Source organism: Lactobacillus sp. C449L (assembly GCF_059900815.1).
On sequence record NZ_JBWXGA010000004.1, the window covers coordinates 1 to 24,892 of the forward strand.

Below are 24,892 nucleotides of genomic sequence, written 5' to 3' on the forward strand. Positions count from 1 at the left end.
TAGTTGGTGGGAGACTGCCTGCGAGGGTAGGAAGCTGCCGTGCTTTTTTAATATTCCGGCTTAGCTCAGTTGGTAGAGCGCTTGACTGTTAATCAAGATGTCGTCAGTTCGAGTCTGACAGCCGGAGTATTTTGGAGTGTTGTCCGAGTGGCTTAAGGAGCATGATTGGAAATCATGTATACGGGTCAATCCTGTATCGAGAGTTCAAATCTCTCACACTCCGTATTTTATAAGATAAAACACCGTTAAATTAACATTTAGCGGTGTTTTTTGTTTATTAACAATAAACTTAACTATATTGCTTGATGGATTTGTTTATCTTGAGTAATTATATGAATTAGTAGTGCTACTATTGAAATAAATCATACTAAAGCCATTTTTTCTGGTTAAGCAAATACAGCTCTAAACTATAAATGAGTTTTTTATAGACGGAGTATAAACTAAAAAATTATTTTAATCTTAGAGCATGCAAAAACCCTCACTAAATTTAGTGAGGGTTTTCGTTGTTTATTAACTATAATTGGAGAAAGTAATAATCAATTAAGTTAATTAACTATAAAGTTGATATATTAACACGAAATTATAAAGTAAAGTATATATGTAAGTAGATATGCTCATTCAAAGTACATCTGCTTAAAATGAATTATAGCACTTCGATTTTTAACAAGCAACAAAGAAATTTGAAAAACTAAGTTATGTTACTTTTGCTTTGCTTAATTAATAATAAATCAAAAAATAACTCTCAGCACAGTAACAAATTTGTACTAAGTACTGTTATTTATTTTTGCCTAAATGGAGTTTTTAATTCTAAAAGTAGATAGTTAAAAACCGTCTATTAATAAAGTGAGTTATTCAGGTTTGTTTAAAACCGAATATATTAATTACTGACACCAATATTGTTAATTTTACTACTCAAAATCTTTTTATTTGTTCGAACGTTTTTAAACAAGTTTATTACTAAAAATTTAAAAGTAAATTTGCGTAGATGAGAGATAATTGCAAAGAAACTACACCCCATGAGTTTGCTAGATTTTTTAAAAAATATTTCTAGACAAGCCAAAAATCTCATGGTATAGTTTTAAAAGTGGTCAATAAAATCACGTTATCTGGAGGATTAGCTCAGCTGGGAGAGCATCTGCCTTACAAGCAGGAGGTCACAGGTTCGAGCCCTGTATCCTCCATAGGTAATAAAAGAGGATGTAGAATTGCATCCTTTTTTGTTACCTTAAGAATGAAAGTGCTTTTTATAAATTCATTCCATATTTTAGCTTTTTAGCCTTGCAATTTGGTTCTCGTTTAGTATACTATTGAATGTGCTTGAATCAGAACACGACCCGTTGGTCAAGTGGTTAAGACATCGCCCTTTCACGGCGGTAACATGGGTTCAAATCCCGTACGGGTCACTTTGGAGGATTAGCTCAGCTGGGAGAGCATCTGCCTTACAAGCAGGAGGTCACAGGTTCGAACCCTGTATCCTCCATCGTTCTAGGACTACCGGATCCACGGTAGTCTTTTTTTTACAAGAAGAACGAAATAATATCGGTTCAAGTCCTGAGAGGATCCATTAATTTGGAGATGCCTTGTAACCGAATAGCTATTGTCTATAGAGGGGGACTATTATGGAAAAACGTTTATTTACTTCGGAATCAGTTTCTGAAGGGCATCCTGATAAAATTGCAGATCAGATTTCAGATGCAATTCTGGATGCAATTATTGCCAAAGATCCTGAGGCGCACGTGGCTTGCGAAACGGTTGTTAACACAGGCATTGTGTATGTTTTTGGTGAAATATCAACTAGTGCGTATGTTGATATCCAAAGTATCGTTCGAAAAACAGTTCTGCGAATTGGTTATGATCGTCCAGAGCTTGGCTTTGACGGCAATAATTGTGCTGTCTTAGTCGGTATTGATGAACAATCACCTGATATTGCTGATGGTGTTGACCATTCTTTAGAAACACGTGAGAATCAAGCTGATGAAGATGCATTAGATCAAATTGGTGCAGGTGATCAAGGCTTGATGTTTGGCTTTGCTATCGACGAAACGCCTGAATTAATGCCATTGCCAATCTCATTAGCACATGGGTTGATGCGTCAAGTTGCTACCTTGCGCAAAAATGGCACGTTGACTTGGCTTAGACCTGATGCTAAGGCTCAGGTAACGGTTGAATATGACAAAAATCAAAAACCTAAGCGGGTTGATACAGTAGTTATTTCAACTCAAACTGATGATCAAGTAACTAATGCAGAAATTCGTCAAGCAATGATTGATTTGGCTGTCAAAAAAGTGATACCGGCGAAATATCTTGATGCAGAAATCAAGTATTTGATTAATCCATCGGGCCGCTTTGTTATTGGTGGACCAAAGGGTGACTCAGGTCTCACTGGACGTAAAGTGATCGTTGATACGTATGGTGGCTATGCTCGTCATGGCGGTGGCGCTTTTTCAGGAAAAGATCCGACAAAAGTTGACCGAAGTGCTAGCTATGCTGCTCGCTATGTCGCCAAGAACATTGTTGCTGCTGGACTAGCTACTAAGTGTGAAGTTCAACTTGCTTATGCAATTGGTGTTGCCCATCCAGTATCAATTATGGTTAATACTGACAACACTGGTAAAGTTAGTGATGAAATACTGAATAAAGCTGTAAGGAGCATTTTTGATTTACGTCCTGCCGGAATAATCAAGATGCTTAACCTAAAGCGACCAATTTATGAACAGACCGCAGCATATGGACATTTTGGACGTAATGATATTGACTTGCCATGGGAGAAGACAGACAAGGTACAGAATCTTTTGGATTTTGTGCAGAAAAATAAATAAATGAAGGAGCAATAATTTTGAAGAAGACAAATGTGCCAGTTGTCACACTTGCAATTTTTATGACAACGTTTATGACTGCTATTGAAGGTACTATCGTTTCAACAGCTATGCCAACGATTGTTTCTGATCTCAATGGATTGGAAATTATGAATTGGGTTGTCTCAATCTTTTTGTTTATGACCGCCGTTTCGACTCCTTTATATGGAAAATTGGCTGATAGCATTGGACGTAAACCAATTTTTCTATTTGGCATAACTTTATTTGTAATTGGCTCAGCGCTATGTGGGCAAGCTAATAACATGATTGAATTGATTCTTTTCCGAGTAATTCAAGGGTTAGGTTCTGGTGCTGTTCAACCCGTAGCTATGACGATTATTGCAGACATGTATACTCTAGAAAAAAGAACTAAAATGCTTGGTCTTAACTCAGGATTTTGGGGTGTTGCTTCAGTTATTGCACCTTTACTAGGAGGTTTTATTGTCCAAAATCTCTCGTGGCACTGGGTTTTTTATATTAATGTTCCGATTGGTTTGATTGCATTCTTATTGGTTGTTGTATTTTTAAACGAACCAAAAACAAAAGAAACTACAAAACTGGATATTAAGGGAACGTTCTGGTTAGTTGTCTTACTTTTAACTTTAATGTTCACTTTGCAAGAATTAAGTGCGCTAAGTCCAGTTGTGCTGTTCGCTCTAGTTGTTTTAATTGCTGTCAGTGGAATTATGTTCTATCGTGAAGAAAAGCGCGCAGACGACCCAATAATGCCATTGTCAATGCTTAAAGGTAGAGAGTTTTTAGCAGTTAATATGATCACCTTACTTGTTTCTGGTGTTGTAATTGGCTTTGAATTCTATATTCCAACATGGATGCAGGGAATCAGAGGCACGACGGCTACAGTTGCTGGTTTTGCAGTAACGCCAAGCTCAGTAATGTGGGTTATTGGGTCCTTTCTAATTGGTGGCATGTTAAGTCGTTGGGGCGTAAAGAAGACCTTTTTTGGAATGTTAACATTGCTTTTGATTGCTGACGGTATGCTACTACTTGTACCAATCCACACTTCATTTTGGGTATTTTGTGTGATAGCAGTAATGAATGGTTTTGCTTTTGGGTCGGTTATGACGGCCTCACAAGTACGCTCTCAGGTTTTAGTAGATAAAGATCACGTTGGAGTGGCTACTTCATTTAATACGCTGATGCGTTATTTGGGCCAGACGATGCTAGTTTCTATTTATGGCATAACATTTAACTCAATTGTCACTAGCCAGCTAGCTAAGCATCCGAATCTTAATCAGTCAATGATGAACAAAATTGTTTCTTCAGTTAAATCCAAAGAATTAGCTGCAAACCTAATTCCCCAACTGCGACAAGTATTATTTAGTGCTTTAAAAGGCGTTTATGTTGTATCTTTAGTTGCAATTATTCTTTCAATTGGCTTTAACTGTATTTATAAAAAAAGTAACGAAAAGCTTTGACTAAAATATTAAGTCCAAAAATTCAACTGATTTTTTGGACTTTTTCTTTGCTCTTAAAGCAAACTAATAATCATATTTAGCTTGTTTAATTTATTGTCATACTTTTAAAGACTGTAGATTATGATATATTTGTAAAAATAAGAAGTTGAGGAGAAGAAAATGAAACAAATTCAAAACATCTTAAACGGAGAAATAAAAACTTCTGGGACAATAGTTCCCGAATCTTTGCGGCAGTCATATACACCACACGGTTTTGAAGAAAATCAGAATAATAAAAAAGCTCTATTTGTTGTAGGTGAGCCTCGTAAATACAGTTTAACTTATGATTTAGTTAATACTGCGATGAAGTATTTGGAACAAAAGGGATGGTCAGTTGAACTGCGAGATCTTTATGACCTCAATTTTGATCCGGTTTTACATCCGGAGGAATTTTATTATGTTAAAGATGGCTTAGGTCAGGCACCAGCTTATCTTGTGCAAGAGCAAGAATTAGTGCGACAGGCAGATGTGGTGATTTTTGCTTATCCTAACTGGCATGATGCTCCAGTAAGCATTGTCAAAGGATATATTGAGAAAGTTTTTGCTGCTGGATTTGCATATGAAGACGGAGCGGAAGGATTAACTGGATTATTAAGTGGCAAATATCTTTACACAATTATGAACTGTGGCTATTTAGGCGGAGGTCAAGGCTATGTCGGAGACGGCATTGGACAAAATGATCAATTGTGGGATAAGTACATGAAGGCTTTTAAAGTTTTTGATGATGATACAGCTCAATTTTGGGGCATGACAAACGCTGGTCGTTTTGTTAATGATCAAAAACCACGCAACTTTAGCCCGGATTATCAACAAAAACTAATCCAGCTTCGCTTGACTTTACAAAATCACTTGCACCGCGATTTAATAGACCGGATAAACTGATTTTAGTTACGGTCTGAAATTTTAAAATACGATTGTTGGAGAAACAAATAATAACACTAAAAAAGCCGTTTATCTAAACGGCTTTTATTATTCTAAATAAAGATGATACAGGAACGAGTACCCAATAAGTACGAAAGTAATGCCCTCTAAAAGACCACCAACTACATCTGACGGAAAGTGAACATGATTGAATACTCTTGTATAGGCAATAAGGAGAGGGAAACATGTCCAAACAATACATAAGACGGTTTTGATTGCCTTATTCTTAACTAATAAGATTGTTAAAACAATTAATACACCGAATAGCGCTGCACTTCCGACGGAATGTCCTGATGGAAAGCTAAAGCCATGAGCATCAACGAGATGGTGAACTAACGGGCGCTGGCGAGCAATTGCATGCTTAATAATCCAATTGTATCCGTTGGCGGCAATCATTGTGCCAGCAGCGAAGAAAGCATATGCAAACTTTCGGAACAAAGCTAAAATTATAACTAATATAACTGTTTCAACGACAATTACGTTCGTATTACCCAAATTGGTAAAGGTAGTAGCAAAACCAATGAGAGTCGGATTATTGTTGCAAATTAATCCAATCAGTGCTTTATCAAATTGGCTTATGAACTGGCTGTTTGAGGAAACCAGAATAGCCCAAAAAGCATATAAAATCAGAAAAATGGTTGCAGGTATGATTGTATCTCTTTTTGAATGGTTTTTTGTGTTCAAGTAACTTTCTCCCCTTGTTTTTTTTAGCATTTGTGGTAAATTATAATCATTATTGAACAAAAAATAAAGGTCGGGAACTAGTAACAATTTTGTTTTTCTTTAGAGAAGAGTCGGTTGGTGCAAGACTTGAAAAGTGCGTTGTGAACTGAGCCTGGTTGAAATCTATCGTTGGCTATCCGCGTTAAGGGGTGTTTGAGGGTCATGTGTTAAGCATGGAACTTAGGTGGTACCGCGATTATTCGTCCTATGATTTTTAAATTTCATAGGACTTTTTTTATGAGGTAAATATATGTACAATCACAAAGTTGTTGAGAAAAAATGGCAGAATTATTGGGCTAAGAACCAAACGTTTAAAACGGGTAACGACCCTAAAAAGAAAAACTACTATGTGCTAGATATGTTCCCATTTCCGTCAGGTAAGGGACTTCATGTAGGACATCCGGAAGGATACACGGCAACCGATATCGTTGCTCGAATGAAGCGCAGTCAGGGCTATAATGTTCTTCATCCAATGGGATGGGATGCTTTTGGTCTGCCAACTGAACAATATGCACTTCAAACTGGTCAAGATCCAGCAGTAGTTACTAAAGAAAACATTGCTAATTTTAAGAGACAGCTAAATAAGTTGGGCTTTTCTTACGATTGGGATCGTGAAATATCTACCAGTGATCCGAAGTACTACAAATGGACACAATGGACTTTTGAACAAATGTACAAGAATGGTCTTGCCTACGAAGCTGAAGTACCAGTTAATTGGTCTCCTGACTTAGGAACTGTGGTTGCTAATGAAGATATTGTTGATGGTAAAACTGAACGAGGCGGTTATCCAATATATCGGCGTAATATGAAGCAGTGGATGTTACGCATTACTAAATATGCTGATCGTTTACTTGCCGGTCTTGATAATTTAGACTGGCCAGAAAACGTTAAGGAAATGCAACGCAATTGGATTGGCCGTTCCGTTGGGGCACAAATTACGTTTAAAATTAAAGATACTGACGAAGTTTTTGATGTTTTTAGTACTCGTCCTGACACTCTTTTTGGTGCAACTTATGCTGTTTTAGCTCCTGAAAGCAAGCTGGTTAAAAAGATTACTACAGATAGTCACCGGGAAGAAGTCGAAGCCTATGTTAAGCAAATTGAATCTAAATCTGACCTTGAAAGAACTGATTTAAATAAAACTAAGACTGGTGTTTTCACTGGTGCTTATGCAATTAACCCGGTTAATAACGAAGAAATACCAATCTGGATTGCCGACTATGTTCTTGGTAGCTATGGTACTGGGGCAGTAATGGCCGTTCCTGCTCATGACACAAGGGATTATGAATTTGCTCAAAAATTTCACTTACCGATTAAAGCGGTAATTAAAGGCGGAGACATCACTAAAGAAGCATTTACTGGTGAAGGTTCCCATATTGATTCTGAATTTTTAAATGGTTTAGATATTGAAAATGCGAAAAAGAAAATGGTTGATTGGCTTGAAGATCATCACGTTGGTGAGAAGAAAGTCAACTATAAATTGCGTGACTGGGAATTTAGCCGGCAGCGATATTGGGGTGAGCCAATTCCTGTAATTCACTGGGAAGATGGCGAAACAACCCTTGTTCCGGAAAGTGAGCTTCCGCTTGTTTTACCACATGCTACTGACATCAAGCCTTCCGGAACTCCTGAAAGCCCATTAGTTAACTTGAAGGATTGGGTTAATGTCGTTGATAAAAATGGACGTAAGGGTAAACGCGAAACCAATACCATGCCAAACTGGGCTGGATCTTCTTGGTATTTCTTGCGCTATATTGATCCGCATAATGACAATAAATTGGCCGATTTTGACCTGCTTAAAAAATGGATGCCGGTTGATCTCTATATTGGTGGAGCAGAACATGCTGTTCGCCACTTACTTTATGCGAGATTTTGGAATATGGTTCTTTATGACTTAGGTGTTGTACCCAACGAAGAACCATTTCAACGACTTTACAATCAAGGCTTAATTTTAAAAGATCATGATAAAATGTCTAAATCTAAAGGGAATGTCATCAATCCAGACGACGTGATTGAAGAATTTGGATCAGACAGTCTGAGAATGTATGAGATGTTTATGGGGCCACTAGACGCATCAATTGATTGGGACGATAATGGACCTGCTTCAACCAAGAAATTCTTGGATAGGATTTGGCGTTTATTCGTTAATGACCTCGATCTTAAAGCTATTCCGCAAGAGAACATTGTCGAAGAAAATGATGGTTCACTTGACAAGGTTTACAACGAAACCGTTAAGAAAGTCACTGAAGACTTTGATAATTTGCATTTCAATACCGCTATTTCTCAATTAATGGTCTTTATTAATTCCGCTCAAAAAGCAAAGACCATTCCAAGAAAATATGCCGAGGGCTTTGTTACACTTGCGGCTCCAATTGCTCCTCACATGATGGAAGAAATCTGGCAAGTGTTTGGGCATGATGAATCAGTAACTTTTGCTAAATGGCCAACTTACGATCAAACTAAATTAGTTGAGTCGACAGTAGAAATTATGGTTCAAGTTAATGGTAAGCTTCGTGGCAATTTTGACGCAGCCAAAGATGCTGATCAAGAAGACCTCAAAAAACAGGCTATAGAACTTCCTCATGTTCAAAAATTCTTGGATGGCAAAGAAATCAAAAAGGTTATTGTTGTTCCGAACAAAATTGTCAATATTGTTGCTAAATAATTTTAATTTTTCCTAAAGTGATTAGTTTATTTGTTGTTAATTAGCGCATTTCATTCAAAATAAGATGGTTAGAACATGAGTTTAGGGAAAATTAATGAGAGAAAATAATTTGAAAGAACAAAACACGCAAGATACTTTTATCAAAGGCAGTGCGTGGATGACTTTTGGCTCGATTACCTCACGCATTTTGGGTGCACTCTACATTATTCCATGGTTTTACTGGATGTCGCCCTACGGTAATATTGCCAACGCTTTAACTGCTAGAAGCTATAATATTTACAGTATTTTTATTTTGATTTCTACTGCTGGGATTCCCGGAGCGGTTGCTAAGCAAGTGGCTAAATACAACGCTCTTAATGAGTATGGTGTAGGACGGAAACTATTTCACCGTGGATTAGTATTGATGGTTATTTTAGGAATAATTTCTGCGGCAATTATGTACTTTGCTTCGCCACTTCTTGCTTCAAATGGCTCACGTAGCGATCCCAGACAAGTAGCTGTAATGCGAAGCCTATCATATGCCATTTTGCTTATACCTGTTTTAAGCATTATGAGAGGATATTTTCAAGGCTATGCCGACATGATGCCTTCGGCAATGTCTCAGTTTGTAGAACAACTTGCCCGAGTTGTTTGGATGTTATTAACGGCATACATTATTATGCAAGTCCAACATGGCAATTTTGTTGATGCAGTCGTTCAGTCCAATTTGGCTGCAGCTGTTGGTGCGGTGTTTGGTATTGCCATTTTAGCTTGGTTTTTGTTATCCAGACGAAGAAAACTAAATGACTTAGTTGAAAATTCTGAAAACAAAATCCAGGTTTCAACAGTAGCGCTGTTTGGCGAGATAGTTGAGCAAGCAATTCCGTTTATTATTATTGATGCAGGTATTCAGTTATTTTACCTTGTAGATCAATATACTTTCCACCCAATGATTGCTAGTGTTTTGCATGCTAGCTATAACACAATTGAAACGTGGTACGCACTTTTTGCACTCAATGCCAATAAATTGATTATGATTATTGTTTCGCTCGCCAGTGCAATGGCGGTGACTGCAATTCCACTACTATCCGCAGCGCATGCCAAACATGACTTTAAAGGGATCTCTAAACAAGTTGGTAATACGTTAGACTTATTTCTCTTTATAATGATTCCAGCTGCTTTTGGGATGGCAGCAATTGCAACGCCAGTTTATACTATTTTTTATGGTTTTGATCAATTGGGGTCAAATATTCTTTATCTCTCAGCTTTTACATCAATCAGCTTAGGCCTATTTACTGTTTTAATGGCTGTTTTGCAAGGATTATCAGAGAACGGTCTGGCAATTAAGTATTTAATTTTAGGCTTGCTAATAAAAGCAGTTGCACAGTACCCGATGATTTATCTTTTTAAAGTATTTGGACCATTAGTGGCAACTAATCTTGGTATGTTGGTAATCATTTTCTTAGCACTTAAGCACCTTGAAGTTACTTACGACTTTAACAAAAGCCGAACCAGTCGTCGGTTTATTGGCATTACTTGCTTTTCGCTCTTGATGTTTTTATTAGTTTTAGGGGTTGAAAAACTGCTAGAGCTATTCTTAAATCCGGCCCAACGTATACCATCACTAATAATTGTTATGATTTCAGTAATAGTTGGAGGGCTCTTTTACGTTTTTGTGGCGATTAAATCGAGCTTAGCCGAAAAAATCTTAGGCAATAGAATAGTTCCTATTTTAGAAAAACTGCATATTAAGGCATAGAAAAAGCGGGTTACTCAAGATGAGTAAACCCGCTTTTTATGAGCTTTTGCCCCTGCCAAGGAATTTAATTTTACCAACTTAAATTAACAAAAGCAATTTAATGCTTGCGATAGTTACCTTCAAATGTGTCGTCATAACGTGTTCTTTCAGGCATTACCATTGCGCCAACAATGTACAAAATCCAGCCGAAACCTGTACAACACATTAATAACGCTCCACCAATTCTTGTCCAAGCTTTATCCCAGCCAAAGTATTCAGCAATTCCGCCCAAAACACCAGCAACAATTTTATCTCTTGATTTCGTTAACCGTCTTTGCATGGTAATTCCTCCTTTTACGTACATTTTAATACAAAAAGAGCTAACCGAATATAGTTAGCTCTTAAAATTATGCCCCGAAAAAGATTCGAACTTTCACTTAGTTGCCTAAACAGCGACCTGAACGCTGCGCGTCTGCCAATTCCGCCATCGGGGCCTTGTTTTAAACACAGTAATAATAATACCAAAAATTTGGTAAAATGTAAGCATAAAAGGCAAAATAATCTAAAAGAGCTAGTAAAAGGGGTGAGGTTTTGAAAAGGAAAATTCAAAAGCTAGTTACGGCAATTGTGGCCACAATTATGTTATTAATACCTGTTCAGGTGACTGCCGCTGCTGCTGTACCCGATAACTACCATGAAAACCAGCTTAACTTAAATGTTAAATCAGCAATTGCCATCGATGCTAATTCTAGCCAGCTTTTATATGGAAAAAATATCAACCAACCCTTACCGATTGCTTCGATGACCAAGATAATTACTGCTTACCTAACGTTGAAAGCAGTTAAGGATCAAAAGATTAGTTGGGATACAAAAGTCAAACCGACTGAAAACATCGTTAAAGTCGCTGATAATAAAAGGTTCTCTAATGTACCACTAAAAATGGAGCATTCATATACAGTCAGGCAACTGTACCAAGCTACACTAATTGAATCAGCTAATGGTGCGGCTATGATGTTGGCTGAAGCGATTAGCGGATCACAATTAACCTTTGTGAGACAGATGCGTAAGCAACTAAAAAAATGGGGTATAGATGATGCACAAATATATACTGTTTGTGGTTTACCAAATAAAAGTATGGGTACGGATGCTTATCCTAACATAGATGCAAATGCTGAAAACACAATGTCCGCTAAAGACATGGCAATTGTTGGTCAGCATCTAATTAACGAATTTCCTGAGGTAGTTAGAACCACCAAAATTGCGCGTTTGAATTTTGTGGATCAAGACGTTGTAACTCCGATGACTAATTTTAACTGGATGCTCAAGGGTCTTTCGCAATATCATGAGAATTTTAAAGTGGATGGACTAAAGACAGGTACAACGGATAAAGCTGGTGCTTGTTTTATAGGGACAGCAAAGCACAATGGTGCCAGAATCATTACGATTGTGATGGGGGCCCGACATGCTAATAGTAACGACCCAGCTCGCTTTGAAGCAACCAGTACATTACTTAAATTCGTTTATCAAAACTATCGACCACTTGTTTTAAGCCAGAATGAAGCGATTATTGGTACTACTTTAATAAATGTTCATAATGGCAGTAATAAGAAAGTTAACATTGGAATTAAAAAAGACTGTAATATTTGGATTCCAGTAACCAGTCAAAAACTTAGAATTGGGTTGGTTAATAATATGGTTGAAGCCCCCGTTGCTAAAGGACAGCAGGTGGGATACTATTACATTAAGTCGGGATCAACAAACCTAATCTCACTTCAAAGTCCTAATGGTATACGCCTTCCAGCCAAGGCACTACAATCTTCCCAAAAAGTTAACATCTTTGTTCGCTTTTGGCGTTGGTTATTTGGAGGATAAAAATGACGCAAATTTCGCAAGATATTTTAGATAAAGTAGTAAAAAAAAGAAAAAGCGATTCCCATAAAGGAAATTACGGTCGTGTCTTGCTAATTGGTGGTAGCGAAAATTACGGTGGAGCAATTATTATGGCAGCTGAAGGTGCCCTAAAAAGTGGTGCTGGTCTTGTTGCTGTTGCTTCTCACTCAATTAATCTGCATGCACTTCATGCACGTGATCCTGAGGCAATGTATATTGACTGGCGGAGTGACAGCTTATCTGAAATGGTCAAAAATGTAGATGTTATAGTTTGTGGATCAGGATTAGGAGTCAATCCATTTGGTCAAAAAATAATGCAGATGCTTTGCCAAAAAGTGACAGCAAAACAGACTCTGGTTTTAGATGCAGGTGCTCTTGATTTGATTGCCCAAGACCATCGTCTAGCGCCACATAATGCTGGTCTTGTGGTTCTAACACCTCATCAAATGGAATGGCAAAGAATCAGCGAAATTAGAATCCCCTATCAAAATGATAGTGCTAATACTTCGACTATTTCCTCACTTTTTCCCGAAAAAAATGCCATTTTAGTTTTAAAGTCAAACCATACGCGAGTATACGCTCAGGATGGACAAGTGTTTGTCAATCCAATTGGCAACCCAGGAATGGCTGTTGGCGGGATGGGCGATACACTTGCTGGTATTATTGGTGGTTTTACTGCACAATTTGGAGGCAATATAGACTCAGTTCTTGCTGGTGTTTATATTCACTCACTAGCTGGAGATTTAATTGCAAAAGACAATTATATTGTGCAGCCAACCAAGGTTAGCGCATTAATTCCTAAAATAATGAACAAATTTGCTAATTGAGTTTTGATGAAGTTTAATTACTAGTTCTAAGATGACCTTGAAAAGAGGTGCCAGGCTATTATGAAAAACAGTTTTTTAAAACCATTAACTGCTTTCTTTGTTTTTTTAATCTGTGCCATCAGCTTGGCGCGGGTCTCTATGCCGTCTACTCGGGATAAAAGCCCAAATGAAAAAACGGTAGAAAAAAAGACGGCAAGGTTATATCGACCTTATCAAGATCCCAAAAGCATGCGGCAACCATATAAATGGTACAAGTCTAGTCAAACTACTTCTTATCCCAAAATCAAGCATCTAGAAAATAATTTAACAATTCGTGTTTCTCTAAAGGGAAACCGGGTATATATACTACGCGAAGATCAGGTAATTTACACTATGCTTTCCAGCTCCGGAACATTTAAGGATGGTAAGTCAATGACACCGACAGGAACTTACCAAATTCAACCTGATCGGGGAGAGTCCTTTTACAATCCCAATTTGAATGAAGGCGCCAAGAACTGGACTAGTTAGGATCCGAAAAATAATTATCTTTTTCATTCTGTTCCAACCAAAGAAAATGGCAAATACAACAAAAAAGCAGCTCAAAAATTAGGTGTCAAACCATCTTCTCATGGTTGCATTTGGCTCAGCGTGGCAGACTCTCGTTGGCTAATGAAGCACATTCCAGCTGATACAAAAGTAGTTATCAAAAATAATTAAAAGAGTTGGCTTAGAAGCTTTTTCCTGTTATAATCTGATTTTGAAGGATGTTAGAAGTAGTAGTCATTTTTTCCAATACTGATAGCGAGCTCGTGATGGTGCAAGTCGAGCTGGAAAAGTGTATGAAGGCGTGTCTAACTGACAATTATGCAAATTTAACAAGCGGATACTTTTTTGTATCAAATAGAGTGGTACCGCGGGTAAAACCTCGTCTCTTTCTTCGTTGTTGAAGGAAGAGACTTTTTTATTGAGCTTTGGAGGAAACATGAATTTTAAAAATAAAGTGGTTGACTTAATTGCTAGTCAAGTAGATTTACCAAAAGATGAAATTAATCAACTGATTGAAAGACCAAAAAATGAAAAAATGGGTGATTATGCATTTCCTGCTTTTGTATTAGCAAAAACTTTACATAAAAATCCAGCAGAAATTGCTACTGAAATTGCAGCTAATATAGCCGATGAAGATTTTGCCAAAATTCAAGCAGTTGGCCCCTACGTTAACTTTGCAATTAATCATGAAAAGTTAATTAAGCAGACTTTACAGCAAGTTTTAACAGAAAAAGAACATTTTGGTGATCAAAAACTTGGTAAAGGAAATGTCCCTATTGACATGTCTAGTCCTAATATCGCTAAACCGATGTCTATGGGGCACCTGCGTTCAACTGTAATTGGAAATTCAATTGCCGAAACTTTAAAAAAGGTTGGTTATACTCCAATTAAAATTAATCACTTAGGTGATTATGGTACCCAATTTGGAAAGTTGATTTCAGCTTATAAGCATTGGGGCAATGAAGAGGACGTTAAAAAAGATCCAATTATGAGTCTTTTTAAGTACTATGTTAAATTTCATGAAGAAGCTGAAAAACATCCCGAACTTGAAGACGAAGGACGAGCTTGGTTTAAAAAACTAGAAGACGGAGATCCAGAAGCGGTAGAGTTATGGCAGTGGTTCCGCGATGTTTCGCTAAGTGACTTCAAGCGTATTTATAAAGAGCTTGGTGTTGAATTTGACTCATATAAAGGTGAAGCCTTTTATAATGATAAAATGCAACCAGTTATCGATGAATTAAAAGAAAAAGGCTTATTACATGAATCTCATGGCGCGCAAGTTGTTGATATGGGTGCGGATGAAACACCAGCGATGATTGTAAAATCTGATGGTAGTAGCATTTACTTAACTCGTGACTTAGCAGCTGCAATTTATCGAATGAACACTTATCATTTTGTTAAAATGCTCTATGTTGTTGGTAATGAACAAGCACATCACTTTGTTGAACTTAAAGCGGTTTTGAAAAAAATGGGTTATGACTGGTCAGATGAGATTTACCATGTGCCGTTTGGTTTGATTACCCAAAATGGCAAGAAATTATCAACCAGAAAAGGTAATGTGGTTTTTCTTGATCAAGTTTTAAAAGATGCTGTTGATCTAGCTCGCAAACAAATTGATCAAAAAAATCCTGATTTAGCTAACAAAGAACAAGTTGCTCACGATGTTGGTGTTGGTGCCGTTATTTTTCATGATTTAAAAAACGACCGTGTAGAAAATTTTGACTTTGATCTTGACGAGGTTGTTCGTTTTGAAGGTGATACTGGACCATATGTGCAATATACTAACGCACGGGCTCAAAGCGTTTTACGCAAAGCTGCTAAAATGGGGCAAATACCTAAATTTGATGCTAAAGCGATTAATGATGATTGGTCATTTAGTGTGGCTAAAGCACTTGCTGACTTTCCAAGAATTGTTGCCCGTAGTAGTGACAAATTCGAACCATCAGTTATTGCCAAATACGCATTAGATGTTGCAAAGAAGTTTAATAAATACTACGCAAATGTTAAAATTTTGACTGACGACGATCAAATCAATACTCGTTTGGCGCTAGTTCAAGCTACGTCGATTGTGCTGACTGAGGCCTTGAGATTATTAGGTGTGAATGCTCCTAAAGAAATGTAAAAATATTTTCGAAAATAGCGTTTACATCGATTAAAATATTGCTCAACGTTTCATTATTACGGTACAATGTGACTGTAAGATATATAGGAGGTAATTATTAATGGCATATTTAGATAATGGTAATCAGATCTTTAAAGATGCTCGTAAAAACCATTATGCAGTAGGTGCTTATAACACTAACAACTTGGAATGGACGCGCGCAATTTTGCAAGCTGCTGAGGAAACTAGAACCCCAGTTTTAATCCAAGTTTCAATGGGAGCTGCTAAGTACATGGGTGGCTACAAGGTTGCTAAGGATATAGTTGAAGATTCAATGGATGCAATGGACATTTCTGTTCCTGTAGTATTGAACCTTGACCACGGTGATTTTGAAGCTGCTAAAGAGTGTATCGCACTTGGCTACTCATCAGTTATGTTTGATGGTCATGCTTTACCAACTGAAGAAAACTTGGCTAAGACTAAAGAAATCGTTAAGTTAGCTCATGAACGTGGAATTTCAGTTGAAGCTGAAATTGGTAAAATTGGTGAAAATCAAGGTTCCGAAGGTGGCGAATTAGCTTCTGTTGAAGATGCTAGAACTTTCGTTGCTGCTGGTGTAGACAAGCTTGCTTGTGGTATCGGTAACATTCACGGCGTTTATCCAGCTGACTGGAAAGGATTGAACTTTGATCGTTTGAAGGAAATTGCCGATGCAGTTCCCGTTCCATTGGTATTACACGGTGGTTCAGGTATTCCTGAAGAACAAGTTAAGAAAGCTATTTCTCTTGGTATTTCAAAGGTTAACATTAACACTGAATTCCAATTAGCATTCCAAGAAGCAACTCGTAAGTACTTTGAAGCTCACAAGGATGAAGATAAGAATAACAAGGGTTACGACCCTCGTAAACTTCTTCTTCCAGGTACTGAAGCAATCACTAACTCGATGAAGGAAATGATTACTTGGCTAGGTACTCCATCAATTGATGACAAGATTAAATCTGTTGCATTTGACAAGAGCTCATTAAACTTAGAATAATTATCATCTAAATTAATAAGTTTATTAAAGACCAGTCCTGTAGTAGGGCTGGTCTTTTTGCTTATAAAAAAGACAGAACTAAATTTTTAGTTCTGTCTTCATTTTTAGCAATCAGGATTAAACAAAGATTGCAAACGAAAAACACCATTTTCAAAGTTATATTTGAGAACGGAGCAATTTTTAATACGATCTGTTCGTTCAAACGTGTTATATTTTTCCCAATGTTTGTAGAAGTTCCCAATTGCCCCACCGTGAGATACAACTAGAATATTCCTATTTTTCGTGGATTCGGCAATACTAGTAACTGCCTGATTAATTCTTGCTATTAGCTGTTTTTGTGATTCACCACCAAACTGCACAAAAAAGTCGTTATACGGCAACGGTGGATTAAGGTGTTCACCTTCTCCTTCATAAGTTCCAAAATTCCATTCACGCAAGTTTTTGTGTGTTTCAAATGGCAAATCAGTAATTATTTTAAGTGTATCAATTGCTCGCTCAGAAGTGGAACAGTGTGCCTCATCCAAATTAATCTGTTTCTTGATGAAATAATCTTCTTTAGTTGTTTGAGCTTGCTTTTTACCCAGCGGAGTGAGGGGAGAATCGCAAAAACCCTGAATTTTGTGTTGGAGATTAAATAGTGTTTGTCCGTGTCTTACTAAGTATATTGATTTCATTACTAAAATTACCTTTCTTTTTTAACCGTAATCTTAATTGTAAATGATTTTATCGGTAAATAGTAACTTATCCAAAAATAAAATTATGGTATCTCTTGACTTAAAGTGCGCTTGAAGTTCTATACTCAAGTCAAATATTTCAAGGAGGTCAAATATGATATTAGATGAAACTCTAACATTAGCAAATGGTGTTAAAATTCCTAAACTAGCTTTAGGAACTTGGGAAATAGACGATAGTAAAGTTACATCAGTAGTGAAAACAGCTATTAAGCTAGGTTATCGTCACATTGATACAGCTCAAGCATATGGCAACGAAGCCGGGGTTGCTGAAGGAGTGAGAAATTCGGGAATTGCTCGTGATCAAATCTTTATTAACTCAAAAATAGCTGCTGAAATTAAAGACTATAATTTAGTCCAAAAATCAATTGATGAAACACTGATGAAGATGAAAATAGATTATTTAGATATGATGATTATTCATAATCCGCAACCCTGGAAAGAAGTTAATCAGTCGGAAGACCGTCACTATGAAGGAAACATCGCGACCTGGCAGGCAATGGAGGATGCACTGAAAGCTGGAAAACTTAGAGCAATTGGCGTTTCAAGTTTTCAGCCCAAAGACTTACAGAATATAATTAATCACAGTGACATTAAGCCGATGGTAAATCAGATTCTATGTCATATTGGTCAAACGCCAAAAGACTTGATTAACTTCTCACAAGATCAAGGAATCGTAGTTGAATCTTTTTCGCCTGTCGCTCATGGAGCTGCGCTAAGTAATCCAGTAATTAGTGAAATGGCTAAGAAGTATCAAGTATCAGTTGCGCAATTATGTATCAGATATGACTGGCAATTAAATACGGTAGTGTTGCCTAAAGCTTCTCAGCCGCAGCATATTAAGCAAAATACCGAAATTGATTTCGCAATTAGTAATGAAGACATGGCAACTTTGTCACAACTATCATCATTGGACTATGGTGCAGCTAGCCATTTTCCAGTATTTGGCGGAAAGTTATAGATTTTAAAATACTCTAAGTTATTTGAGCGAAATTAAACATGTTTTTCAAAATTGAAAATTTTGTATCGTATAATTTTTAAAGAATTAAACCAGCCAGATTATTTATCTAGCTGGTTTTTATATTTAAAGATAGTGCGTTACTTTTAAAGCAGGCAGTCAAACCGACAGAATCTTAGTTGTAAATTTATGTTTCAACAAATTAACTACATCTGCTATCTCAGAAGATAGTTGAACACTTGACTTAAGTGTAGATACAGAAAAATTAATGCTAACTTCTTCGACAGGTAATTTAATATAATTGATATTTTGATACTTACCATCTTTTACAGCTTCTATACTAGTAGTCATATTACCTAGTCCTTGAGCTGCTAACTTAAGAGCTGTGAGTGAATCTCTTACATGGATGTGCGGATAAAAATGAATGCCAATATTGCTAAAATAGTTGTTGATGATTTCTTGATATCGTCGTTCTCCGTCAACAGTTATGTAGTTTTCATGGTTAAGAGTTTGAAAATCAGTTGGTGATAAGATGATTTCTTGTTGGTTCTTTTTAAATAATTTTGAATTTTTTCCTAGAACTAATACTTGTGTATCGGTATGCAAACTTTGATTTTCAACATTGTGAAGCTGAATAGTATTTCCCACAAATAAGTCTATTTGCTCATCTTTAAAAGCTTTTTCAGCATCAGCAGTACTTAACTCAAGGGTTTCTGTCTTTAAATTAGGGTATTTTTCAAGCAGTTCAGGTAGTATTGCTAAATTAAAGTTTTCTCCCAATGGTGGAGTAATACCCATTTTCAAAGTTGGAAAGCTGCTTTTTTCAAACTTTTTCATTTCTTTATTCAATTGATTTTCTAATTGTGAACTTCTTCTCAAATAAGTGATAAGAAGTTGGCCAGCTGGGGTTAATTGAATAGGGTGCGAATCTCGTTTAAGTATTAAAACATTGTATTTTTGCTCATATTTTTTAATTACACGACTAATGTAAGGTTGTGTTAAATATAGCTTTTGTGCTGCTTCAGAAACAGAATTACTACTTTCAAGAGTCTCTAAAAAAATTAATAAACGATTATCCATAAAACTACTCATTCCTGTTTTGTAATAGCAAATTAAATAATTAGGTATTTCACATACTATCTATTATAGTGTTAAATGAAAGTGTAAACAACAAAATTAGAGAGGAGATTTTATAATGACTAATAATGAAAAATTCCAATGGGATGCTTTATACGATGTTGCTGTTTTGGGCTTTGGTGGAGCAGGTGCTACAGCAGCAAGATTTGCAGCTGATAACGGCGCTAAGGTACTCTTGGTTGATAGTGCTCCAGAAGGGCATGAGGGTGGAAATACACGTTATTCTGGACAAATGGTTGGTGCGGGTACAGATTACGACGCCCTTAAAAACTACCACAAGCATCTTGCGTCTCCATTGAAGCCTGACAAGGAAGCTTTTGATAACTTGATTGATGGTATGGCTAATATGGGCGATTACTTTAGAAGATATTTGGACGTTGAACCAGTTAGTATGAAAGAAATGTTGGCCGGCACCCCATCAATAGCATATGTAACTGAATATCCGGAATTACCTGATGCGGATTCTTATGATGATTACTTAGTTCATCAGGGAGTTGACGATGCAGCTCTTTGGAAAATACTGCGTCAAAAAGTTTTGGATCGTTCTAGCCAAATAGATATTTGGTACGCCTCACCCGCAAAACACTTGATTCAAGATGGAGTAACCAAAACAGTTATCGGAGTACAGATTGAGCGCAATCATGTTTTACGTAATATTAAAGTCAAAAATGGTGTTGTATTAGCCGTTGGTGGTTTTGAAAATAATAAAGAGATGATTCAGACTTTCTTACAAGCGCCATACCTTTCGCCAATAGGCTCCTTATACAATAAGGGTGATGGCATTAAAATGCTGGAAGAGGTAAACGCACAGTTGTGGAATATGCGTTCATTTGAATCACTTGGTCAATTTCATGGCTTATCGCTTCGCCAAAATGAGGGCATGAGATCTACTTATGCATTAAATGTATTTTGGCAAGAAAGTTCGACTGGTAGTGTGATAGTTGTAGGTGATGACGGTACACGTTACTTTAATGAAGCGGAGATGAATCGTCACGGCCATATTTATAACCATGGTGATTGGGTTGTTCCATTAAATCAAGAACGCCCTTATATGATTTTTGATCAAAGAAAATACGAAGAGCTAAAAAATGAGCCCGATGACGGTCTAAAGGTTCCTGGATATTTAGAAAAAGCAGTTAAAGCTAATTCAATTACCGAATTAGCTGAAAAAATTGGTAAAGACGCTAATATATTGGAAAATACGATTTCTGAATTTAATACTATGGCTGAACAGGGCACAGATTATGCTTTTCATCGTGATTCAAAAACACTGCGAAAATTTAGTAACAGTGGACCATATTACGCTATTGCATTAAGGCAGAATATGTTGAACACTCAAGGCGGAGGTCGCAGGGACGGTCACTGCCAAGTTCTTAATCCAGATGGGGAACCAATTCCGCATTTATATGAAGCCGGTGAGTTAGGTTCACCGTTTGTAAATAAATATACAACTGGCGGTAATGTAGCCGATTGCTTGATTTCGGGTAAAATTGCCGGCGAAAATGCCGCTAAAGTAAAACAGGACTTACCTGTAGCTGGCGGGGTAAATTTAAATGAAGCAGTAATAAGCAATGACTTTGACGCTACAAGTGATGAAGCTAATCAAAATTATTCAGTTGGAAAAAACCAATATTTAGGATACAGCAATCAAGGCATGGGTGATGGTGTCGTTGTGCGGACTACTGTTAATGACGAAGGAAAAATAAAGAATGTCGAAATACTAAAGCAAACTGAGAGTGATGATTATGGTCTGAAAGCCGTAAAAGAACTACCGAAGAAAATGGTTGAAGAAAACACTTATGATGTTGATGCAATCTCAGGTGCTTCTCAAACAAGTAGAGCAATTAAAGAAGCGGTAAAAGACTCTTTAGAAAAGATAAAATAGCTAAATGAACTATATTGCTTTTAAATATACTTTTTATCTTTGAATAGCTCTTCAGCCTTATCAAAAAAGCACTGCGATTAATTTCGTAGTGCTTTTTTATGATTTCGAAGTCCTAGCTTATTTTACTTTGATAAATTCAGTTGGCTGTTCAAGTGCTGGGTCTGATTGTAAGTATATCCGTCCTTCACCGAGTTTTATTGGAATAAGTTCATGTTGGTATAACCTTTCTTCAATGAACATTTTTCCTTCAGCGTTTTCAATTACCGGGTAATTCCACTTGCCAATCGTTGCCTTTAATTCACCATCTTCATCGCAAAGTGAAACTAAACCATAACCAGGATTTGTGTAATCACCAATTAATTTTTGTGTTGCTTTAACTGCTTGGCATGAATTTCCCTTAAGTTTAGCAATTTTATCTTCTCGATCTTGGTTCTTTTTGACCATGATTTTGCTTACTTTGTCAGCCCAGTCAGTATCACGAATTCCCATGGCCTCATCAATTGTTTGGTAGGCAAGAGCAAAAATTGAATCAGTTGAATCCATATTAGTAGTAAAAACAAAGGCCAAGTCAAGGTCAGGTACGAACCCTAAGAATGAGCAGTATCCAATGTATGAGCCACTGTGGTAAAAGTACTTGTGTCCGCGATAGTCTTCCATCATCATTCCTAACCCATAGGCTCCAAAATTGGCACCACCATATGCTCGGTTAGGCAACATAATTGATTGCGGTATGTATCGTTGGGCTGTTACTTCTTTATCAGTTGACTGTTGAGTTTTTAACTGGAATTTGGCCCAAATTAATAAATCAGAAATAGTTGCGAGCATACTGCTTGCACCACCGACTTTGCCTGGAGCAATAAAAGGTACTTCTTGGGTAACCTCATTATCTCTGATGTATGGTTTAGGGATTCTATCGCGAGGGGCTTCATGGTGATTAATAAAAGTATTGTTCATCTGAAGAGGCTGAAGTAAGTGTTCACGTTCATAGGAACCATAATCTTGGCCAATTGCTTGTTCCATGACATAAGTTGCTACTGCGTATATTAGGTTGCTATATTGCATCTTGTAACGCAGTTCGTGATTAGGTTGCAAATAGCCAACGTGTTCAGCTTTTTCTTTTAATGTAAGATCATGTTTATTCATATTGGTAAAACGCATCAAATCATGAGCTGGCAGCCCACTTTGATGACTTAGTGCATCCCTAAAAGTTAAATGGTCTTCCGCATACTTATCCACTAATTTAAAGTCCGGCCAGTATTTTTTTAGTGGATCATCTAAATCAATTTTTCCTTCATCTGCTAATTGACAAATTGCAGTAGCTAAAAAGGACTTAGAAATTGAAGCCAATGGATAGAGACTATCTTTGTTAGCTTCACCATATACCTGACTGAAACTTTCATTCTTGTGATAAACACCAAAGCCCAAACTAGGCAAATTAAAAGAGGCCATTACCTTATGGGCAAAATCATCTATTTTCTGATTATTCATTACTTCTCCTTGTGTTATTAATCTCTAAAGACAGCAAAACAGTCTCTTACGTAACATCTTACTCTACTCATAAGCAAAATTAAATATTAATTTTTGAATTGTGATGTAATTATTTAATTATTATGATATATTTGTTAACGTAATAAAATAAATTGATACAGAAATGAGAGAGAATATGAAAAAAAACAAATTACTTACCTCAATTGGTATTTTGAGTTTGTCGGCAGTAGCATTGGTTGGATGTGGTAAAAACAATGATGCAACTAATGATGACACTAAGTCTGTTTCTAAGTTTCCTGTAGAAACTCCTAAAAAAGAAATTAAACAAGGTGGTACTGTTAAAATTGCTGTCGAAACTGATACGCCATTTTCTGGTATTTTTTCCCAAGAAATGTCTTCTGAAGATGTTGATTCAATGGTTGCTTCTCCTGGTCAAGAGACTTTATTTGATAGTGATGATCACTATAAAGTTACCGATAAAGGCGCCGCAACTCGTAAATTGGATTTAAAGAATAAAACAATTACTATAAATATTAAAAAAGGCGTTAAATGGTCTGATGGTAAGCCTGTAGTTGCTAAAGACTATGAGTATGCCTATGAAATTTTGGCTAATAAAGCAACTGAATGTCAACGATATAGTAGTCAATTTGAAGTTTTAAAGGGATTGAAAGAATATCACGAAGGCAAGGCAAAGACAATCTCAGGAATTGAAATGCCAGACGGCGAAAATGGTCGCAAGATTGTTATGCACTTTAATGAGCTTAGCCCAAGTATGACTAACGCCGGTAGTCGGTCCTTATGGGAAGCAGTTGAACCGTATCACTACTTAAAAGACGTTCCGTTTTCTAAATTAAAATCATCTGACAAAATTAGAAAGAATCCATTGTTCTTTGGCCCTTACAAGATGGAGAAATTGGTTCGCGGTCAATCTGCTACCTGGGTACCAAACCCATATTATTGGCGTGGCAAACCAAAACTAGATAAAATTGTGGTTTCGGTAATTTCACCTAATTCAGCTTCGCAAGCAATCAAGAGCCACAAATTTGATGTAATTCCAGTTATTAACACACAATGGCCACAAGTAAAAGATACCAAAGATGTTAACTTTGTTGCCCAAATTCCAATTGCTTATCACTACTTAGGATTTAAATTAGGTAAGTGGGATGCAGAGGCAACCAAGAATGTTATGAACCCTAAAGCCAAAATGAATAATAAGGCTTTGCGTCAGGCAATTGGTTATGCAATGAACGTTGACGCTGTTAATAAGCGCTATACTAGTTCACTTACTTTTAGAGTTAAAACCCTGATTCCTGAGCAGTTCGGAGACTACTACGACAAGAGTGCTAAGGGTTATGACTTTAACCTGAAAAAGGCGAATGAAATCTTAGATAAAGCCGGTTACAAGAAGAAAGGCAAATGGCGTGTTCAACCAAATGGTAAGCCTTTAACCATTTATGTAGCTGCAATGACTGGGGATTCAACTAAGGAACCAATCATTCAAAACTACATTCAACAATGGCACAAGGCCGGCTTAAATGTTAAACTTGCAACCGGTCGTTTGATTGAGCACAACTCATTCTATGACAAGCTTCAACATGACGATAAAGGTATTGATATGTACATCGGCGGTTGGTCAACCCCAACAGAGCCATCGCCACATCCTTACTACAGTGAATCAGCTCCATTCAACATGACTCGCTATGTTACTGCTAAGAATAACAAGCTGTTAAGTGAAATGAACTCGCAAAAAGCCTTTAACCATAAATACCGTGTTCAAAAATTCCACGAATGGCAACAGTACATGAACGAAGAAGCATATGTCATTCCAATTGATAATTCATACCAAATTACGGCTGTTAATGACAAGATTTCTGGTTATTCCTTGAAACCATCACAAGGCAATAACGGCCATCCATTATGGTACAATGTTGGCTATGCTAAATAATTTTTAAATAACT

General features: G+C 36.9%; 17 protein-coding genes, 6 tRNA genes, 1 pseudogene and 1 riboswitch. Of the genes and pseudogenes, 18 read left to right on the forward strand and 6 right to left on the reverse strand.

All coding sequences use genetic code 11. The features are described from left to right. Window positions 1-54: 54 nt before the first annotated feature. From AC2JF9_RS06590 to AC2JF9_RS06625, 8 genes are all read left to right on the forward strand, one after another. A tRNA-Asn gene (locus AC2JF9_RS06590) sits at window positions 55-127 on the forward strand. Window positions 128-133: 6 nt separating this feature from the next. Beyond that, window positions 134-223: transfer RNA gene (locus AC2JF9_RS06595), tRNA-Ser, on the forward strand. 885 nt (window positions 224-1,108) lie between these two features. Then, window positions 1,109-1,181: transfer RNA gene (locus AC2JF9_RS06600), tRNA-Val, on the forward strand. A 150-nt stretch (window positions 1,182-1,331) separates the two neighbouring features. Beyond that, window positions 1,332-1,403: transfer RNA gene (locus tag AC2JF9_RS06605), tRNA-Glu, on the forward strand. 4 nt (window positions 1,404-1,407) lie between these two features. After that, window positions 1,408-1,480: transfer RNA gene (locus tag AC2JF9_RS06610), tRNA-Val, on the forward strand. A 57-nt stretch (window positions 1,481-1,537) separates the two neighbouring features. Further along, a riboswitch (SMK box riboswitch) is annotated at window positions 1,538-1,622 on the forward strand. Continuing rightward, window positions 1,620-2,819: a methionine adenosyltransferase gene (metK, locus tag AC2JF9_RS06615; RefSeq protein ID WP_500726220.1), complete on the forward strand. Its 1,200-nt coding sequence runs from the start codon at window positions 1,620-1,622 to the stop codon at window positions 2,817-2,819. (Overlaps the previous riboswitch by 3 nt.) A gap of 17 nt (window positions 2,820-2,836) precedes the next feature. Then, the gene (locus AC2JF9_RS06620; RefSeq protein ID WP_500726222.1) at window positions 2,837-4,291 is read left to right on the forward strand and encodes an MDR family MFS transporter; all 1,455 of its coding nucleotides are present in this window, start codon (window positions 2,837-2,839) and stop codon (window positions 4,289-4,291) included. A gap of 159 nt (window positions 4,292-4,450) precedes the next feature. After that, window positions 4,451-5,212: an NAD(P)H-dependent oxidoreductase gene (locus AC2JF9_RS06625; RefSeq protein WP_500726224.1), complete on the forward strand. Its 762-nt coding sequence runs from the start codon at window positions 4,451-4,453 to the stop codon at window positions 5,210-5,212. 87 nt (window positions 5,213-5,299) lie between these two features. Here AC2JF9_RS06625 and AC2JF9_RS06630 read toward each other — a convergent pair whose 3' ends face one another. Further along, window positions 5,300-5,965, reverse strand: coding sequence for a phosphatase PAP2 family protein (locus AC2JF9_RS06630; protein WP_500726226.1), 666 nt, complete (start codon window positions 5,963-5,965; stop codon window positions 5,300-5,302). Window positions 5,966-6,224: 259 nt separating this feature from the next. Between AC2JF9_RS06630 and leuS the strand changes: the two genes are divergently transcribed. Both leuS and AC2JF9_RS06640 read left to right on the forward strand, forming a co-directional pair. Then, the gene (leuS, locus tag AC2JF9_RS06635; RefSeq protein WP_500726228.1) at window positions 6,225-8,639 is read left to right on the forward strand and encodes a leucine--tRNA ligase; all 2,415 of its coding nucleotides are present in this window, start codon (window positions 6,225-6,227) and stop codon (window positions 8,637-8,639) included. Between the two features lie 94 nt (window positions 8,640-8,733). After that, window positions 8,734-10,377, forward strand: a complete 1,644-nt coding sequence (locus AC2JF9_RS06640) for a putative polysaccharide biosynthesis protein (protein ID WP_500726230.1) — start codon at window positions 8,734-8,736, stop codon at window positions 10,375-10,377. Window positions 10,378-10,474: 97 nt separating this feature from the next. Here AC2JF9_RS06640 and AC2JF9_RS06645 read toward each other — a convergent pair whose 3' ends face one another. Both AC2JF9_RS06645 and AC2JF9_RS06650 read right to left on the reverse strand, forming a co-directional pair. Then, window positions 10,475-10,696 (reverse strand): PspC domain-containing protein, encoded by a 222-nt coding sequence (locus AC2JF9_RS06645; protein ID WP_500726232.1) that lies wholly within the window; start codon window positions 10,694-10,696, stop codon window positions 10,475-10,477. Between the two features lie 70 nt (window positions 10,697-10,766). Next, window positions 10,767-10,850, reverse strand: a tRNA-Leu gene (locus AC2JF9_RS06650). Window positions 10,851-10,995: 145 nt separating this feature from the next. Between AC2JF9_RS06650 and AC2JF9_RS06655 the strand changes: the two genes are divergently transcribed. The 5 genes and pseudogenes from AC2JF9_RS06655 to fba all read left to right on the forward strand — a co-directional run bounded on the left by AC2JF9_RS06655 (window position 10,996) and on the right by fba (window position 16,735). Beyond that, complete coding sequence (locus tag AC2JF9_RS06655) at window positions 10,996-12,228, forward strand: D-alanyl-D-alanine carboxypeptidase family protein (protein WP_500726433.1); 1,233 nt, start codon at window positions 10,996-10,998, stop codon at window positions 12,226-12,228. A 2-nt stretch (window positions 12,229-12,230) separates the two neighbouring features. Further along, window positions 12,231-13,073 carry an NAD(P)H-hydrate dehydratase gene (locus AC2JF9_RS06660; protein WP_500726234.1) on the forward strand — a complete coding sequence of 281 codons (843 nt, stop codon included), beginning with the start codon at window positions 12,231-12,233 and terminating at the stop codon, window positions 13,071-13,073. A 228-nt stretch (window positions 13,074-13,301) separates the two neighbouring features. Beyond that, window positions 13,302-13,769 (forward strand): annotated as a pseudogene (locus tag AC2JF9_RS06665) (L,D-transpeptidase). A 265-nt stretch (window positions 13,770-14,034) separates the two neighbouring features. Next, complete coding sequence (argS, locus tag AC2JF9_RS06670; protein ID WP_500726236.1) at window positions 14,035-15,720, forward strand: arginine--tRNA ligase; 1,686 nt, start codon at window positions 14,035-14,037, stop codon at window positions 15,718-15,720. Window positions 15,721-15,820: 100 nt separating this feature from the next. Next, window positions 15,821-16,735, forward strand: coding sequence for a class II fructose-1,6-bisphosphate aldolase (gene fba, locus AC2JF9_RS06675; protein ID WP_500726239.1), 915 nt, complete (start codon window positions 15,821-15,823; stop codon window positions 16,733-16,735). A 104-nt stretch (window positions 16,736-16,839) separates the two neighbouring features. On the opposite strand, the gene AC2JF9_RS06680 is transcribed toward fba, so the two are convergent. Beyond that, complete coding sequence (locus tag AC2JF9_RS06680) at window positions 16,840-17,409, reverse strand: histidine phosphatase family protein (protein WP_500726241.1); 570 nt, start codon at window positions 17,407-17,409, stop codon at window positions 16,840-16,842. A 154-nt stretch (window positions 17,410-17,563) separates the two neighbouring features. Here AC2JF9_RS06680 and AC2JF9_RS06685 point away from each other — a divergent pair, with 154 nt between their 5' ends. Further along, window positions 17,564-18,427, forward strand: a complete 864-nt coding sequence (locus AC2JF9_RS06685; RefSeq protein ID WP_500726243.1) for an aldo/keto reductase — start codon at window positions 17,564-17,566, stop codon at window positions 18,425-18,427. A gap of 156 nt (window positions 18,428-18,583) precedes the next feature. Here the strand turns inward: AC2JF9_RS06685 and AC2JF9_RS06690 are convergent, their stop codons facing one another. After that, entirely contained in the window at window positions 18,584-19,504 is a 921-nt protein-coding gene (locus AC2JF9_RS06690; RefSeq protein ID WP_500726245.1) for a LysR family transcriptional regulator, read from the reverse strand. 115 nt (window positions 19,505-19,619) lie between these two features. Between AC2JF9_RS06690 and AC2JF9_RS06695 the strand changes: the two genes are divergently transcribed. Further along, window positions 19,620-21,446: an FAD-binding protein gene (locus AC2JF9_RS06695; protein WP_500726247.1), complete on the forward strand. Its 1,827-nt coding sequence runs from the start codon at window positions 19,620-19,622 to the stop codon at window positions 21,444-21,446. A gap of 117 nt (window positions 21,447-21,563) precedes the next feature. Here the strand turns inward: AC2JF9_RS06695 and AC2JF9_RS06700 are convergent, their stop codons facing one another. Next, the gene (locus tag AC2JF9_RS06700) at window positions 21,564-22,934 is read right to left on the reverse strand and encodes a serine hydrolase domain-containing protein (protein ID WP_500726249.1); all 1,371 of its coding nucleotides are present in this window, start codon (window positions 22,932-22,934) and stop codon (window positions 21,564-21,566) included. Between the two features lie 175 nt (window positions 22,935-23,109). Between AC2JF9_RS06700 and AC2JF9_RS06705 the strand changes: the two genes are divergently transcribed. Further along, window positions 23,110-24,879, forward strand: coding sequence for an oligopeptide ABC transporter substrate-binding protein (locus AC2JF9_RS06705; protein ID WP_500726251.1), 1,770 nt, complete (start codon window positions 23,110-23,112; stop codon window positions 24,877-24,879). Window positions 24,880-24,892: the final 13 nt, after the last annotated feature.

What these genes read in the sequence shown, in the direction of transcription:
- AC2JF9_RS06645 (WP_500726232.1), bottom strand. Translation starts at nt 10,696, where the DNA reads ATGCAAAGACGGTTAACGAAATCAAGAGATAAAATTGTTGCTGGTGTT.
- AC2JF9_RS06655 (WP_500726433.1), top strand. Translation starts at nt 10,996, where the DNA reads ATGTTATTAATACCTGTTCAGGTGACTGCCGCTGCTGCTGTACCCGAT.
- argS (WP_500726236.1), top strand. Translation starts at nt 14,035, where the DNA reads ATGAATTTTAAAAATAAAGTGGTTGACTTAATTGCTAGTCAAGTAGAT.
- AC2JF9_RS06690 (WP_500726245.1), bottom strand. Translation starts at nt 19,504, where the DNA reads ATGGATAATCGTTTATTAATTTTTTTAGAGACTCTTGAAAGTAGTAAT.
- leuS (WP_500726228.1), top strand. Translation starts at nt 6,225, where the DNA reads ATGTACAATCACAAAGTTGTTGAGAAAAAATGGCAGAATTATTGGGCT.
- AC2JF9_RS06660 (WP_500726234.1), top strand. Translation starts at nt 12,231, where the DNA reads ATGACGCAAATTTCGCAAGATATTTTAGATAAAGTAGTAAAAAAAAGA.
- AC2JF9_RS06680 (WP_500726241.1), bottom strand. Translation starts at nt 17,409, where the DNA reads ATGAAATCAATATACTTAGTAAGACACGGACAAACACTATTTAATCTC.
- AC2JF9_RS06630 (WP_500726226.1), bottom strand. Translation starts at nt 5,965, where the DNA reads ATGCTAAAAAAAACAAGGGGAGAAAGTTACTTGAACACAAAAAACCAT.
- AC2JF9_RS06705 (WP_500726251.1), top strand. Translation starts at nt 23,110, where the DNA reads ATGAAAAAAAACAAATTACTTACCTCAATTGGTATTTTGAGTTTGTCG.
- AC2JF9_RS06700 (WP_500726249.1), bottom strand. Translation starts at nt 22,934, where the DNA reads ATGAATAATCAGAAAATAGATGATTTTGCCCATAAGGTAATGGCCTCT.
- AC2JF9_RS06695 (WP_500726247.1), top strand. Translation starts at nt 19,620, where the DNA reads ATGACTAATAATGAAAAATTCCAATGGGATGCTTTATACGATGTTGCT.
- AC2JF9_RS06640 (WP_500726230.1), top strand. Translation starts at nt 8,734, where the DNA reads ATGAGAGAAAATAATTTGAAAGAACAAAACACGCAAGATACTTTTATC.
- fba (WP_500726239.1), top strand. Translation starts at nt 15,821, where the DNA reads ATGGCATATTTAGATAATGGTAATCAGATCTTTAAAGATGCTCGTAAA.
- metK (WP_500726220.1), top strand. Translation starts at nt 1,620, where the DNA reads ATGGAAAAACGTTTATTTACTTCGGAATCAGTTTCTGAAGGGCATCCT.
- AC2JF9_RS06625 (WP_500726224.1), top strand. Translation starts at nt 4,451, where the DNA reads ATGAAACAAATTCAAAACATCTTAAACGGAGAAATAAAAACTTCTGGG.
- AC2JF9_RS06685 (WP_500726243.1), top strand. Translation starts at nt 17,564, where the DNA reads ATGATATTAGATGAAACTCTAACATTAGCAAATGGTGTTAAAATTCCT.